We start from the raw sequence: 12864 nt of genomic DNA, 5'->3' as shown, positions 1-12864 counted from the left end.
CCGCGTCGCCCGAACGGCTGCTGCGGCCTGCAATGGGACGCAAGACTCGCACGCCCCTTCAGTTGGCCCGCCGGATGCGGACTGCCGCGAGATAAGCCAAGTGGACCGCCACGTCAATGTTTAGGCCCGGAAACCTTGCGAAAAATGCCGCTTTTCGGGCTTTGTGTTGACCAGGCCCCGCCCCAGGCGGTAACCGGCAGGCGACAGTCAGGAAAGCGATGATGAACCTATTCACCGATCTGCGCGGCGTCGTTCTTGCCGCGTTGGAGCAAATGACGCAGGCGGGCGAGCTGCCCCCAGGGCTGGATTTCGCCAATGTCGCGGTCGAGCCGCCGCGCGATCCGGCCCATGGCGACATGGCCACCAATGCCGCGATGGTGCTGGCCAAGCCCGCCGGGATGAAGCCGCGCGAGATCGCAGACAAGCTGGCCGCCCGCCTGACCGACCCGCGCATCGCGGCGGCCGAGGTCGCGGGACCGGGCTTTCTGAACCTGCGCCTGTCGCCTGCCGTCTGGCAGGGCGTGGTCGCTGCCGCATTGCGCGAAGGCGAGGATTTCGGCCGCTCCGACATCGGCGCGGGCCAGAAGGTCAACGTCGAATTCGTCAGCGCCAACCCGACCGGGCCGATGCATGTGGGCCATGTGCGCGGCGCGGTGTTCGGCGACGCGCTGGCGAACCTGCTGGCCTTTTCCGGCCATGACGTGACGCGCGAATACTACATCAACGACGGCGGCGCGCAGGTCGATGTGCTTGCCCGCTCTGCCTATGAGCGTTACCGCGAGGCCAACGGGCTTGAACCCGAGATCCGCGAGGGGCTTTATCCCGGCGACTACCTGATCCCGGTGGGCGAGGCGCTGAAGCAGAAATACGGCGCCAGCCTGCTGGAAAAGCCCGAAGCCGACTGGCTGGCCGAGGTGCGCGATTTCGCCACTGACGCCATGATGGCCATGATCCGCGATGATCTGGCGGCCCTTGGCGTGCGCATGGATGTCTATTCCAGCGAAAAGGCGCTGTATGGCACCGGCCAGATCGAAGCCGCGATCGAACGCCTGCGGTCGCTGGACCTGATCTATCGTGGCGTGCTGGAGCCGCCAAAGGGCAAGCTGCCCGAGGATTGGGAGGAGCGCGAACAACTGCTGTTCCGGTCCACCGCGCATGGCGACGACGTCGACCGCCCGATCCAGAAGTCCGACGGTGCCTGGACCTATTTCGCGCCCGACATTGCCTATCACTGGTCCAAGATCGACCGGGGTTTCGACCAGTTGATCGACGTCTTCGGCGCGGATCACGGCGGCTATGTCAAGCGCATGAACGCGGCGGTCGCGGCCTTGTCGAACGGGCGGGTGCCCCTGGACATCAAGCTGATCCAGCTGGTCAAGCTGTTCAAGAACGGCGAGCCCTTCAAGATGTCCAAGCGCGCGGGCACCTTTGTCACCCTGCGCGACGTGGTCGAGGAAGCGGGCGCGGATGTCACCCGCTTCATCATGCTGACGCGCAAGAACGACGCCGCGCTTGATTTCGACTTTGCCAAGGTGCTGGAACAGTCCAAGGACAACCCGGTCTGGTATGTCCAGTATGCCAGCGCGCGGGTCCATTCGGTGCTGCGCCGTGCAACTGATTCGGGCATTGACGTCGGTGATTCGGCCTTGGCGGGTGCCGATCTTGCCCAGTTGTCCCACCCGGCCGAGCTGGATCTGGCGCGGAAAGTTGCCGAATGGCCGCGCCTTGTCGAACATGCCGCGCGCGCCCACGAACCGCACCGGATCGCATTTTTCCTTTATGACATTGCCTCGGATCTGCATTCGCTGTGGAATCGCGGCAACGACGATACGTCCCTGCGTTTCGTGCAGGATGGCAATCCGGACACGTCGCAAGCAAAAATCGCGTTGGTGCGTGCAGTTGGCGTTGTTATTTCATGTGGTCTCGCTATCCTTGGGGTCACGCCGGCAAAGGAAATGCGCTGAGTTACAAGGCGACCCTGCCGGGCGGAACGGGCAGCAAAGTTCAGGTCGGATCAACCGGCAGGCAGGCAGGCTATGGCAGTGATGGATTTTCGCGAAGGCGGCTATGTGTTCTCGCGTCACAAGGTGAAGCGAGAGTTTTCCTATGACCAGGGTGGCTGGGACGACCAGCCGCAGAGGGGTGCGGGCCGTCCCGCCGCGGACGCCCCTGGCAATGACGGCCTGACCGCCCGATTTGCGCGGGTGACGCATTACCTGGGCGCGGTCGCCTCGGTTGCGCTGATGGTGGGGCTGATGGTCTGGGGCTGGCAACTGGTGTCGCGCGACGTGTCGGGCGTGCCGGTGATCCGCGCCATCACCGGCGACGCGCGCACCGCGCCCGCCGAGCCCGGCGGGGAGTTGACGAACTATACCGGCTACGCGGTCAATACCGTGGCCGAGGGTGTGGACCACCAGCCGACGCAGCAGGTGGCCATCGCGCCCGCGCCGGTCGGCCTGTCGGACGAGGACGTGGCGATGGGCCAACTGGGCGCTACCCCGCGCCAGCCCTCGGTCGTGTCGGAAACCCCGCTCAGCTTCGACGGGGAGGCGGTCCTGCCCCTGTCCGACAGCGAAGCCCGTGCCCTGGCGGAAGCCCAGGCCGAGGCGCAGCGTCTGGCCCTGGCCGACAGCGCGGTGCAGGAAGCCTCGATTATCGATGCGCCGGCCAGCGAAGGCCCCGTGAACGAGGCCCTGACCGACGAGAACGGTGCGCCGGCCCAGGCGGCCGCCATCACCGAAGCCCTGGTCCAGGCTCAGGCCGAAGCAAATCCCGGTGTTCTGACCGCCTCGACCCGGCCCGCGCCGCGTCCGCGCAGCACCCGCGTTGCCTCGGCCGGCACCACCGCGACCGACGCCCGGCCCGTCGCAGCCGAAGCGCGGCCGGCGGAAGCCCCCGCCGCGACCCGTGCGCCGGTGGCCTCGGCCAGCGGGCCGCAGGTGCAGCTTGGTGCCTTCGACAGCGATGCGATCGCGGCCAGCGAATGGAACCGGCTGTCGGGCAAGCATGTCGTCTTCGGCGGCAAGCAGCAGGTGATCCAGCAGCACCAGTCCAACGGCCGCACCTTCTGGCGGCTGCGCGTCGCGGGCTTTGATTCGCTGTCCGAGGCACGCCAGTTCTGCGCCGCGCTGAAATCGGCGGGCACCGACTGCCTTGCCCTGAACTGATGGCCGCCAATGCCACGATCCTCGGCGGCATCGCCGGGACCGACCTGACGGCGGCCGAGCGGGACTTCTTCCGCGCGGCCGATCCCTGGGGCTTCATCCTGTTCGGCCGCAATGTCGAAAGTCCCGACCAGCTGCGCCGCCTGACGGACGCCCTGCGCGACGCCGTAGGCCGCGAGGCGGTCATCACCGTCGATCAGGAAGGCGGCCGGGTGCAGCGCCTGCGTGGCCCGCACTGGACCGAATGGCCCGCGCCGCTGGACCAGGCGGCAGCCGGCCTGCGTGCCATGTGGCTGCGCTATCACCTGATCGGCCGGGAATTGCGCGCGGTGGGGATCGACAGCAACTGCGCGCCCACGCTGGACGTGGCGCAGGCCGATACGCATCCCTTCCTGCGCAACCGCTGCCTGGGATCCGATCCGACAACGGTCGCGACACTTGGCCGGGCTGCCGCCGACGGAATGTTGGCCGCGGGCGTGCTGCCGGTGATGAAGCACATGCCGGGCCACGGCCGCGCCATCGCCGACAGCCACCACGGCCTGCCCACCGTGACGGCTGGCTTTGACGACCTCGACGCGATGGACTTCGCCCCCTTCCGGGTCCTGCGCGACCTGCCGATGGGCATGACCGCGCATATCTGCTTTACCGCCCTGGACGACGCGCCGGCCACTGCATCCGTGAAGATGATCGCCCTGATCCGCGACCGCATCGGCTTCGACGGGCTGCTGATGACCGACGACATCACCATGAACGCGCTGTCCGGAACCCAGGCCGATCGTGCAGCCGCCTCGATCAACGCAGGCTGCGACCTGGTCCTGCATTGCAACGGCACGATTGCCGATATGGAACCCGTCGTGGCCGCCGCCGGCGCAATGTCGCCGGACGCGCAGCGCCGGGCTGACGCAGCCTTGCTCCAACGCCGCGCCCCCCGGGATACCGACCCGGCGGCCCTGATGGCGGAATGGCGCGACCTGACGGCCGCCACCGCCTGAACGATCTTCTGTGAACAAATATCCTCCGGAGGAGTCCCGCAGGGTCGGGTGCGGAAAGCCCCCGGCAACGCAGGCCCTTCTTGACTTGGGCCGGGGCAGGGCCGACTTTGGCGATCCCTGACAGAAAGGACGACCGTGCCCCCCGCCGGTGATATCCGCCATCTCAGACCCCTGCCCGAGGCCGACACTGTCGCGCAGCGGCGCGCCGACGAATTGCTGGTCGTGGACGTGGACGGCTACGAAGGCCCGCTGGACCTGCTGCTGACGCTGGCGCGGACGCAGAAGGTGGACCTGATGACGATCTCGGTCCTGGATCTGGCCGAACAATATCTTGCCTTCGTGGAACAGGCCCGCGCGCTGCGGATTGAACTGGCCGCCGATTACCTTGTCATGGCGGCTTGGCTGGCCTTTTTGAAATCCCGCCTGCTGCTGCCCCCCGACCCCCAGGCCGAGGGTCCCTCGGCCGAGGACATGGCCGCGCATCTGGCCTTCCAGCTTGAACGGCTGGCGGCGATGCGGCGGGCGGCGGCGCAATTGATGGCGCGCGACCGTCTGGGCATCACCCGCTTTGCCCGCGGCACGCCCGAGGTGGTGGCGCGGACCCGGCGCACCGAATGGCAGGCCGGACTGATCGACCTGATGCGCGCCTATGCCCGGCTGAAAACGCGCGAGGAGTTCCGCCCCTATGCCTTCGACCGGCGCGACGTCTTCACGATGGAACAGGCGCTTGACCGGATGCGCGGCCTGATCGGCTATGCGGGGGACTGGACAAACCTGTCGGATTTCCTGCCCGAGGGCTGGGACAACCACGGCCCGCGCCGCCGCTCGGCCACGGCCGCGACCTTTGCCGCCTCGCTCGAGCTTGCGCGCCAGGGCCGGATCGAGATACGGCAGGCCGACCCTTTCGCGCCGATCCGCTTTCGCCGCCGGCCCCCGACAACGGACATGCCGTGACCCAGCCCGATCCCCGACCCGATCCGTCGCTGCCCGCGATGGCGGAACAGGAACGCATGGTCGAGGCGATCCTGTTCGCCTCCGCCAGGCCCTTGACCGTGCGCGACCTGGCCGACCGGCTGCCCCAGGGCTGCGACCCGGCCGAGGCCCTGGCCGGCCTGCGCCGGTCCTATGCCGGGCGGGGCGTGGTCCTTGAACGGATCGGCGACGGTTATGCCTTTCGCACCGCGCCGGACCTGTCCTTCCTGATGCAGACCGAAACGGTGGAACAGCGTCGCCTGTCGCGCGCCGCGATCGAGACGCTGGCCATCATCGCCTATCACCAGCCGGTCACCCGCGCCGAGATCGAGGAGATCCGTGGCGTGGCCGTGTCGCGCGGCACGCTGGATCAATTGATCGAGATGGAATGGGTCCGCATCGGCCGCCGCCGGATGACCCCAGGCCGCCCCGCGACCTTTGTCGTCACGGAAACCTTCCTGGACCATTTCGGCCTGGAATCGGCGCGGGATCTGCCTGGTCTGGCCGAATTGCGGGCGGCCGGATTGCTGGAAGCGCGTCCGCCGGCCGAAGGCATGATCCTGCCCCTTGCGCCGCAAGAGGCCGATGACGATATCGGCGCAACCCCGCCCCCTGGCGATTTCCTCAAGGACGACTAAACCCCATGAGCCTTAATTCCATCATCAACATGCTGACCCGCATGGTCACCCGGCGCGCCGTCAACTGGGGCATCAACAAGGGCATCGACAGGATGGCGAAATCCGGCGGCAAGCCGGCGGCCGTTTCGGCCAAGCAGGCCAAGACCATGCGTACCGCCGTCAAGCGCGCCCGTCAGGCCGCGCGGCTGACCCGCCGCATCGGGCGCTGACCCTCGCCTTTGTCGGGCAGCCGGGATAGGGCTGCCGGATGGATGACAGATTCGAAATCTTCCTGGTGGCGACGCCGGGACTGGAAGCGCCGCTGGCCGCCGAGGCAGCGGCCCTGGGATGGCAGCCGGTCGTGCAGCCGGGCGGCGTGACGATCACCGGCGGCTGGACGGATGTCTGGCGTGCGAACCTGTGGCTGCGGGGGGCCACGCGCGTGCTGGCGCGCGTGGGCCAGTTCCGCGCCCTGCACCTGGCGCAGCTGGACAAGCGGGCCCGCAAGTTCCCCTGGGCCGATGTCCTGTGCCGCGACGTGCCGGTGCGGGTGGAAACCACCTGCAAGGCCAGCCGCATCTATCACGCTGGCGCCGCCACCCAGCGGATCGAGCGCGCCATTGCCGAGGAACTGGGCGCGCCCCTGGCACCCGACGCGGCCTTGGTGATCAAGGTGCGGATCGAGGACGACCTTGTCACCATCAGCCTGGATACGACCGGCGAATCGCTGCACAAGCGCGGCCACAAGGAGGCCGTCGCCAAGGCCCCCATGCGGGAAACCATGGCAGCCATGTTCCTGCGCGAGATGGGGTTCGACGGCAGCCAGCCCGTGCTGGATCCGATGTGCGGGTCGGGCACCTTCGTGATCGAGGCGGCCGAAATCGCGGCCGGCCTTGCCCCGGGCCGCAGCCGCGGCTTCGGCTTTCAGCAGCTTGCCAGTTTCGATCCCGCTGCCTGGGACGCAATGCGCGGGGCTGCCGCGCCCCGCCCCGCCATCCCGCATTTTTTCGGCAGCGACCGCGACGCAAGCGCCATCCGGATGAGCCAGGCCAATGCCCAGCGGGCCGGGGTCGCGGCCCTGACCAGCTTTGATTGTCGCGCCATAGGCGATCTGGAACGTCCCGGCTGCTCGCCCGGCATCGTGATCGTGAACCCGCCTTATGGCGCCCGGATCGGCAACAAGGGGCCGCTGTTCGGGCTGCACGCGGCGATGGGGCAGGTGTTCAAGGAACGGCTGGGGGGCTGGCGCGTGGGGATCGTGACCAGCGAGGGCGCGCTTGCCAAGGCCACGGGCCTGCCGCTGGAATCGGGGCCGGTGGTCGCGCATGGCGGGCTGAAGGTGCGGCTGTGGCGGACGGGGGTGCTGTAGGCCGGGGGCCAGCCTCCGATCCCCCGGGATATTTGCGCTAAGGTGAAAGGGACTAGCGGAACTGCTTGGCGAGCTTCAGGCCCTGCCCCTGGTAGTTCGACTTGATCCCCGCGCCGTAGAGCCGATCCGGGCGCCCCGCCATCCGTTCATAGACCAGCCGGCCCACGACCTGCCCATGTTCAAGGACAAAGGGCGCTTCGTGGCATCGCACCTCTAGCACGCCGCGGGCGCCGGTGCCCGCGTCGCCGATGCCGAAGCCGGGGTCGAAGAAGCCCGCGTAATGGACGCGAAATTCACCCACCATCGCCAGATAGGGGGCCATCTCGGCCGCGTAATCTGCCGGGATGGCCACCGATTCGCGGCTGACGAGGATATAGAAGGCGCCGGGATCCAGGATCAGCCGACCCTCGGTCGTGTGCAGTTCGTCCCAGAAGTCGCGGCTGTCATAGGCGCCGATCCGGTCAAGGTCGATCACCCCGCTGTGGGGGCGGGCGCGGTAACCGACCAGATCGCCGCCGGCGGGCCTCAGGTCGACCGAAAAGCCCAGGCCGCTGTCGATCAGCGCCGGACCGGCCACCAGCGGTTCGCGGTCGTTCAGGTCGCGCAGTTCGGCATCCGACAGGACCGCCTGACCCCGCCGCAGCCGAAGCTGGTTAAGGCGCATCCCCGGACGCACCAGGACCGAAAAGCTGCGCGGGCAGATTTCGGCATAAAGCGGGCCGTCATAGCCTTCGGGCAGCCGGTCGAATTCGGTGCCGCCATCGGCCACCAGCCGCGTCAGCAGATCCAGCCGTCCGGTCGAGGACTTGGCATTCGCCACGGCCGTCAGGCCTGCGGGCAGGCGCAAACGCTCCATCAACGGGACAAGATAAACGCAGCCGCGTTCCAGAACCGCCCCGTTCGTCAGGTCCATCTGGTGCATCTGCAGGTCGGGAAGCCGGTCCATCACGCGCTGTCCGCGCCCTGCCAGGAAGCTGGCGCGCAGGCGATAGGCAACGCTGCCCAGCCGAAGGTCCAGCGAGGCCGGCTGGATCTGGTCCGGGGTGATGTCCGGCTCCGCCGTGATCCTGTCGGACTGGATCAGGCTGCGGATGTCGCTGTCGGGAAGAACGCCGTTCATGCAGGTTCCTTTCATGCGAAAACGCCCACCCCCGCAAAGGGATGGGCGTTTTCGAAATGGTCGGGCCGGCGAGATTCGAACTCGCGGCCTTCCGCCCCCCAGACGGACGCGCTAACCAGACTGCGCCACGGCCCGACGCGCACCGTATAGAGCGATCCGAAGCCCCTGCACAAGGGCCGGCAAGCGGAAATCTTCGCCTTTACAACCGTTGCTGTCAGCAAATCCGTGCAAGGGCGTCGCGGAGCCGCGACAGGCTGGCCCGATGATGGGGTCCCGCCACCTGCGACGGATGAAGGTCGTGCAGCCGCGCCCGCAGCAAAGCCACCTCGGCCAGCCAGTTCTGCGGTGACCTGCCGGCGGTGGAACGGCGGCGGCGATGGCGGGCGCGGGGACCATGCGGCGGCTCGATTGCCTCGGGCTCGTCGTCCAAACCCTCGAAGATTTCGGGATCGGGCAGGGGCGCCATGTCATCTTCGGCCAAGCCCTCGAGCCGGGCAAGCCCGCGTTCGCGGACGGCGGCACCCCGGTCGCGGGCCAGAAGCTTCTTCGCCCCCCGGATGGTCAGGCCTTCGTCCCGCAGAACGGTGCAAAGGCCCGCTGCCAGCCGCACGTCATCGGGGCGGTAATAGCGCCTGCCGTCGGGCCGCTTCATCGGCCGCAGCAGGGGAAACTGGGTTTCCCAATAGCGCAGCACATGGGGTGCGACGCCCAGAAGCCTTGCAACTTCGCCGATCGACCGGAATGCGTCTGCGCCTTTTGTCATTCAGCCCGAAGGTCCCTATCCCTTGTTCCCGGCCGCCACGCGGTCCTTCATCAGGTGCGAGGGGCGGAACGACAGGACGCGCCGGGGCGTGATCGGCACTTCCTCGCCCGTCTTGGGGTTGCGGCCGATGCGTTCGTTCTTGTCGCGCAGGCTGAAGGTGCCGAAGGACGAGATCTTGACCTGTTCGCCCCTGACAAGCGCGTTCGAGATATGTTCGAGGACCGATTCGACAAGCTGGGCAGACTCGTGTCGTGACAGGCCGACGTCCCGAAAGACGGCCTCTGCGAGATCCATCCGAGTCAGCGTCTTGTCACTCATGACTTTTCCCCTTTGATTTCACAAGGATGGTTGGATTTCTTCCGCCTGTCAACGAGAAGCGCGGTCTTTCGTTCCGACAAAAACCGCCTGATCGGCCGCGGACCAGCGGCCAGGCGCCCCCGGCGGCGGTCCCTGCATTGCATCGGCGGGCCGCGATCCTATCTTTTCAGGGCAGCAAGGAGCGAGACGATGGCCGGAGGATGGGCCCGCGACGACGCGGTGAACGACCAGATCGAGATCAGCACGGCCGAGGCCGTGGCCCGTGCCAGAATGCGCGCGGCGCGCGGAACGGCCGCGGCGGACAGCGCCAGCCATTGCACGGATTGCGACGAGCCGATCCCCGAGGCGCGTCGCCGCGCCATCCCTGGGGTCCAGCTTTGCGTCGAATGCCAATCGGGGCGCGACCGCAGCTTCCGCCCCGCGGGCGGCATCAACCGGCGCGGCAGCAAGGATTCGCAGTTGAAATAGCGTCCTACCAGCGAAGGACGACGGAACCCCAGCTGAGGCCGCCGCCAATCGCTTCGGTCACGATCACGTCACCGGGGGCAAAGCGACCCTCGCCATCGGCAACAGACAGCGCGAGCGGGATCGACGCGGCCGAGGTGTTGCCGTGGTCGGCCACCGTCAGGACCACCTTGTCCATCGGCAGGCCCATCTTCTGCGCCGTCGCCGTGATGATCCGCGCATTGGCCTGGTGGGGGACCAGCCAATCCACCTCGCCTGCGGTCAGCCCCGCCTTGTCCAGCGCGATATGGGCCGTCTTTGCCAGCTTCTCGACCGCGTGGCGGAAGACCAGGTTGCCCTGCATCCGCAACTGGCCTGCCGTGCCCGTGGTGGACACGCCGCCATCGACGTAAAGCAGTTCGCGATACTGGCCGTCGCTGTTCAGGTCGGCGGAAAGGATGCCGCGGTCGTTAGAACTGCCTGCCCCTTCCTGCGCCTCGAGGATCAGGGCGCCGGCGCCGTCGCCGAACAGGACGCAGGTGCCGCGGTCGGTCCAGTCCAGGATGCGCGAGAAGGTTTCCGACCCGATCACCAGCACGCGTTTCGCCAGGCCGCCGCGGATCATGGCGTCGGCATTGGCAAGCGCGAAGACAAAGCCGGCGCAGACTGCCTGGACGTCATAGGCAAAGCCGTGGGTCATCCCCAGCCCGTACTGGATCATCGTGGCCGAGGCCGGGAAGGTATGGTCGGGGGTCGAGGTCGCCAGCACGATCCCGTCGATGTCGTCGGGCGTGAGGCCGGCCTTGTCCAGGGCCGCGCGGGCCGCGCGCAGGCCCATGTCGCTGGTGGCCTGGCCTTCGGCCGCGAAATGGCGGCGTTCGATTCCGGTGCGGGTGCGGATCCATTCGTCGCTGGTGTCCAGACGTTCCGCGAACCAGCTGTTCGGGACCACCCGGTCGGGCAGATAGTGGCCGGTGCCGCGGACGACGGATCGCAGGGTCATTGTGATGCAGCCTCGGTGCCGGGGGCAGCGGTGACAGCGGCCTGCGCGACGCGCGCGGCCAGCCGGTCCTGAAAGCCCGATTGGGCCAGCGTGAAGGCCAGCTTGATCGCCGCCGACACGCCCATCGCATCGGCCGAGCCGTGCGATTTGACCACGGTGCCGTTCAGGCCCAGGAAGATCCCGCCGTTCACACGACGCGGGTCGATGCGCTTTTGCAGGCGCTTGAGCGAGGTCATCGCCAGCACGGCGGCAAACTTGGACATGATGGAATTCGCGAAGGCGTCCTTCAGAAGCGTGCCGACCAACTTGGCCGTGCCTTCGCCGGTCTTCAAGGCGATGTTGCCGGTGAAGCCGTCGGTGACGATCACATCCACGCGCGCCGAGGGAAGGTCACCGCCTTCGACAAAGCCCACATAGCGGAACTTGCCCGTCTCGGCCGCGGCGACGATCATGTCCTGCGCCTGCTTCAGCTCGGCCCGGCCCTTGTGTTCCTCGGTGCCCACGTTCAGCAGGCCGACCCGTGGTTCCGAAAGGCCAAGCCCGTTGCGGGCATAGGAGGCGCCCATCAGCGCATATTGCAGAAGGTCATGCGCGTCGGCGCGGATATCGGCGCCCACGTCCAGCATGATGTTGAAGCCCTGCGGGTTCACCGAGGGCCAGAGGCAGGCGATGGCGGGGCGGTTGACCCCCGGCAGCTTGCGCAGGCGCAGCATCGACAGCGCCATCAGCGCGCCGGTGTTTCCGCAACTGACGGCGGCCCCGGCCTCGCCGGTCTTGACCGATTCGATGGCCGACCACATCGAAGTGCCGTCGCCCTTGCGCACGATCTGGCTGGGCTTGTCGTCCATCGTGACGACGCCCTCGGCGTGGCGGATGTCGCAGCGCCCGGCAAGCGATTTCCGACGTGCGACAAGGCGGCGAAGCTGGGCTTCGTCGCCATGCACGATGAACCGGATGTCCGGATTTTTATCCGCGCTTTCGGCCATGCCAGCGACAACTGCCGCAGGACCGCGATCGCCGCCCATCGCATCGACCGATATGACCACGCTGCCCCCGGGGCCGGGGGCGGGCGTGGCAGTCTGGGTCACGTCAAGGTCGGTCATCTGGCGCGGATGCCAAGCCCGATCAGGCCGCGTCGTCGTCCAGGTCGATCTCGTTGGCCTGGGCCACGACTTCGCGGTCAGCGTAATGGCCGCAGGACGGGCAGACGTGGTGCGGGCGCTTCAGCTCGCCGCAGTTCGAGCATTCGTTGGGGTTGCCGGCGACCAGGGCATCGTGGGCGCGGCGCATGTTCCGGCGGGACCGGGTAACGCGATTCTGAGGGACAGCCATGTCACAACCTCGGGTTTGTAGGGGGTGCAACGCGCAGGCGTCCTTGCGCACCCTTTGGGGATTGAATTCGTAAATGAACCGCGCAGATACGCCATGACGGCCCCGCCCGCAACCCCTTGCAACAGGGCAGGCAGGGGTTATTGCGCCGGAACCGCCCGCTTGCGCCAGGGCCATGCGGCAATCGCGCCCGGTTTCCGCTGCGATGTGGCCCCCGGGCAACGGCCTGCCGGGAATCACCCCTTGTCCGCGTCGCGGCTGCCCAGCAGCTTGTCCAGGCCCGCGAAGGGGCGGCGGGTGTCGGGGGCGTCGTCGGCCGGAGGGGCGGCAAGCTCGGCCCCGTCGGCGCGGGGATAGTCGGGCAGGGCCAGGGCCAGTTCCTCGATCATCACGGCGCCCAGGTCGATGAACTGGCCCAGGGGTTCCAGCGTGTCGTCGGGCATCTTGATCTCGTCGCCCTCGGGCGCGGTGACATGGGGGGAATAGTGACGCTCGACCTGCTCGTCCAGGTCGGTCTTCACGGGCTTCAGCGTCACGACGCAGGGCTGGGTCACGCGGGCGCGCAGTCGGCCGGTCAGGGCCCAGGCTTCGCCGCCCTCGGCCCGAATCTCTCCGGCAAAGGTCAGGCGCGACAGGGCGGGGATGCCCAGCTCGGCGGCGATGGCAGCGCAGCGGTCGGCGTCGGGCGTCAAGGAAAAGCTTGTCGGCGCGCGCGGGTTCAGATGCGCCACGCGCAGGCGTTCGGGCTGGTTCGCAGGGGCGGTCATGGCGGG

Annotated in this window: 15 protein-coding genes and 1 tRNA gene; 8 read left to right on the top strand and 8 right to left on the bottom strand. The window is 67.9% G+C overall.

The genetic code is table 11. The annotated features are described in order from the left end of the window. The first annotated feature begins 221 nt into the window (after positions 1–221). The 7 genes from argS (at position 222) to IE224_RS07240 (ending at position 7114) form a co-directional block, all read left to right on the top strand. Positions 222–1964, top strand: coding sequence for an arginine--tRNA ligase (gene argS, locus IE224_RS07270; RefSeq protein ID WP_167623506.1), 1743 nt, complete (start codon positions 222–224; stop codon positions 1962–1964). A gap of 81 nt (positions 1965–2045) precedes the next feature. After that, on the top strand, positions 2046–3167 hold the full coding sequence (locus tag IE224_RS07265; RefSeq protein ID WP_229849284.1) for an SPOR domain-containing protein: 1122 nt from the start codon (positions 2046–2048) through the stop codon (positions 3165–3167). After that, positions 3167–4156 carry a beta-N-acetylhexosaminidase gene (gene nagZ / locus IE224_RS07260; protein WP_191309079.1) on the top strand — a complete coding sequence of 330 codons (990 nt, stop codon included), beginning with the start codon at positions 3167–3169 and terminating at the stop codon, positions 4154–4156. The genes IE224_RS07265 and nagZ overlap by 1 nt, the downstream gene beginning before the upstream one ends. Positions 4157–4291: 135 nt before the next feature. After that, positions 4292–5110: a segregation and condensation protein A gene (locus IE224_RS07255; RefSeq protein ID WP_229849283.1), complete on the top strand. Its 819-nt coding sequence runs from the start codon at positions 4292–4294 to the stop codon at positions 5108–5110. 38 nt (positions 5111–5148) lie between these two features. Continuing rightward, positions 5149–5766 carry an SMC-Scp complex subunit ScpB gene (gene scpB, locus IE224_RS07250; RefSeq protein WP_191309199.1) on the top strand — a complete coding sequence of 206 codons (618 nt, stop codon included), beginning with the start codon at positions 5149–5151 and terminating at the stop codon, positions 5764–5766. 5 nt (positions 5767–5771) lie between these two features. Continuing rightward, complete coding sequence (locus IE224_RS07245; protein WP_167623058.1) at positions 5772–5975, top strand: hypothetical protein; 204 nt, start codon at positions 5772–5774, stop codon at positions 5973–5975. A 38-nt stretch (positions 5976–6013) separates the two neighbouring features. Beyond that, complete coding sequence (locus tag IE224_RS07240) at positions 6014–7114, top strand: THUMP domain-containing class I SAM-dependent RNA methyltransferase (RefSeq protein ID WP_191309077.1); 1101 nt, start codon at positions 6014–6016, stop codon at positions 7112–7114. 52 nt (positions 7115–7166) lie between these two features. On the opposite strand, the gene IE224_RS07235 is transcribed toward IE224_RS07240, so the two are convergent. The 4 genes from IE224_RS07235 to ihfA all read right to left on the bottom strand — a co-directional run bounded on the left by IE224_RS07235 (position 7167) and on the right by ihfA (position 9315). Then, positions 7167–8234 carry a 2'-deoxycytidine 5'-triphosphate deaminase gene (locus IE224_RS07235; protein WP_191309075.1) on the bottom strand — a complete coding sequence of 356 codons (1068 nt, stop codon included), beginning with the start codon at positions 8232–8234 and terminating at the stop codon, positions 7167–7169. Positions 8235–8291: 57 nt separating this feature from the next. Further along, positions 8292–8369 (bottom strand) — tRNA-Pro (locus IE224_RS07230). A 79-nt stretch (positions 8370–8448) separates the two neighbouring features. Then, complete coding sequence (locus tag IE224_RS07225; RefSeq protein WP_191309073.1) at positions 8449–8997, bottom strand: MerR family transcriptional regulator; 549 nt, start codon at positions 8995–8997, stop codon at positions 8449–8451. Between the two features lie 15 nt (positions 8998–9012). Continuing rightward, entirely contained in the window at positions 9013–9315 is a 303-nt protein-coding gene (gene ihfA, locus IE224_RS07220) for an integration host factor subunit alpha (protein WP_103173462.1), read from the bottom strand. 189 nt (positions 9316–9504) lie between these two features. Here ihfA and IE224_RS07215 point away from each other — a divergent pair, with 189 nt between their 5' ends. Continuing rightward, a complete protein-coding gene (locus IE224_RS07215) occupies positions 9505–9783 on the top strand; it encodes a DksA/TraR family C4-type zinc finger protein (RefSeq protein ID WP_167623054.1) in 279 nt (92 codons plus the stop codon). Between the two features lie 4 nt (positions 9784–9787). On the opposite strand, the gene IE224_RS07210 is transcribed toward IE224_RS07215, so the two are convergent. The 4 genes from IE224_RS07210 to IE224_RS07195 all read right to left on the bottom strand — a co-directional run bounded on the left by IE224_RS07210 (position 9788) and on the right by IE224_RS07195 (position 12858). Further along, entirely contained in the window at positions 9788–10762 is a 975-nt protein-coding gene (locus tag IE224_RS07210) for a beta-ketoacyl-ACP synthase III (protein ID WP_191309071.1), read from the bottom strand. Then, positions 10759–11865 carry a phosphate acyltransferase PlsX gene (plsX, locus tag IE224_RS07205; protein ID WP_191309069.1) on the bottom strand — a complete coding sequence of 369 codons (1107 nt, stop codon included), beginning with the start codon at positions 11863–11865 and terminating at the stop codon, positions 10759–10761. Before plsX ends, IE224_RS07210 begins: the two co-directional genes overlap by 4 nt. A 22-nt stretch (positions 11866–11887) precedes the next feature. Beyond that, positions 11888–12094: a 50S ribosomal protein L32 gene (rpmF, locus tag IE224_RS07200; RefSeq protein ID WP_167623051.1), complete on the bottom strand. Its 207-nt coding sequence runs from the start codon at positions 12092–12094 to the stop codon at positions 11888–11890. 233 nt (positions 12095–12327) lie between these two features. Further along, positions 12328–12858, bottom strand: a complete 531-nt coding sequence (locus tag IE224_RS07195; protein ID WP_191309067.1) for a YceD family protein — start codon at positions 12856–12858, stop codon at positions 12328–12330. Positions 12859–12864 lie beyond the last annotated feature (6 nt).

The organism is Paracoccus aerius, assembly GCF_014656455.1.
GTDB classification, from domain to species: domain Bacteria; phylum Pseudomonadota; class Alphaproteobacteria; order Rhodobacterales; family Rhodobacteraceae; genus Paracoccus; species Paracoccus aerius.
Note: the sequence above shows the minus strand (reverse complement) of the source record. Positions and strands in the feature narration are given on the sequence as shown.

Bases quoted from the DNA above. Each gene is read 5' to 3' on its own strand.
- IE224_RS07215 (WP_167623054.1), top strand. From the start codon at position 9,505: ATGGCCGGAGGATGGGCCCGCGACGACGCGGTGAACGACCAGATCGAG.
- IE224_RS07240 (WP_191309077.1), top strand. From the start codon at position 6,014: ATGGATGACAGATTCGAAATCTTCCTGGTGGCGACGCCGGGACTGGAA.
- nagZ (WP_191309079.1), top strand. From the start codon at position 3,167: ATGGCCGCCAATGCCACGATCCTCGGCGGCATCGCCGGGACCGACCTG.
- argS (WP_167623506.1), top strand. From the start codon at position 222: ATGAACCTATTCACCGATCTGCGCGGCGTCGTTCTTGCCGCGTTGGAG.
- IE224_RS07225 (WP_191309073.1), bottom strand. From the start codon at position 8,997: ATGACAAAAGGCGCAGACGCATTCCGGTCGATCGGCGAAGTTGCAAGG.
- IE224_RS07235 (WP_191309075.1), bottom strand. From the start codon at position 8,234: ATGAACGGCGTTCTTCCCGACAGCGACATCCGCAGCCTGATCCAGTCC.
- plsX (WP_191309069.1), bottom strand. From the start codon at position 11,865: ATGACCGACCTTGACGTGACCCAGACTGCCACGCCCGCCCCCGGCCCC.
- scpB (WP_191309199.1), top strand. From the start codon at position 5,149: ATGGCGGAACAGGAACGCATGGTCGAGGCGATCCTGTTCGCCTCCGCC.
- IE224_RS07195 (WP_191309067.1), bottom strand. From the start codon at position 12,858: ATGACCGCCCCTGCGAACCAGCCCGAACGCCTGCGCGTGGCGCATCTG.
- ihfA (WP_103173462.1), bottom strand. From the start codon at position 9,315: ATGAGTGACAAGACGCTGACTCGGATGGATCTCGCAGAGGCCGTCTTT.
- IE224_RS07245 (WP_167623058.1), top strand. From the start codon at position 5,772: ATGAGCCTTAATTCCATCATCAACATGCTGACCCGCATGGTCACCCGG.
- rpmF (WP_167623051.1), bottom strand. From the start codon at position 12,094: ATGGCTGTCCCTCAGAATCGCGTTACCCGGTCCCGCCGGAACATGCGC.
- IE224_RS07265 (WP_229849284.1), top strand. From the start codon at position 2,046: ATGGATTTTCGCGAAGGCGGCTATGTGTTCTCGCGTCACAAGGTGAAG.
- IE224_RS07210 (WP_191309071.1), bottom strand. From the start codon at position 10,762: ATGACCCTGCGATCCGTCGTCCGCGGCACCGGCCACTATCTGCCCGAC.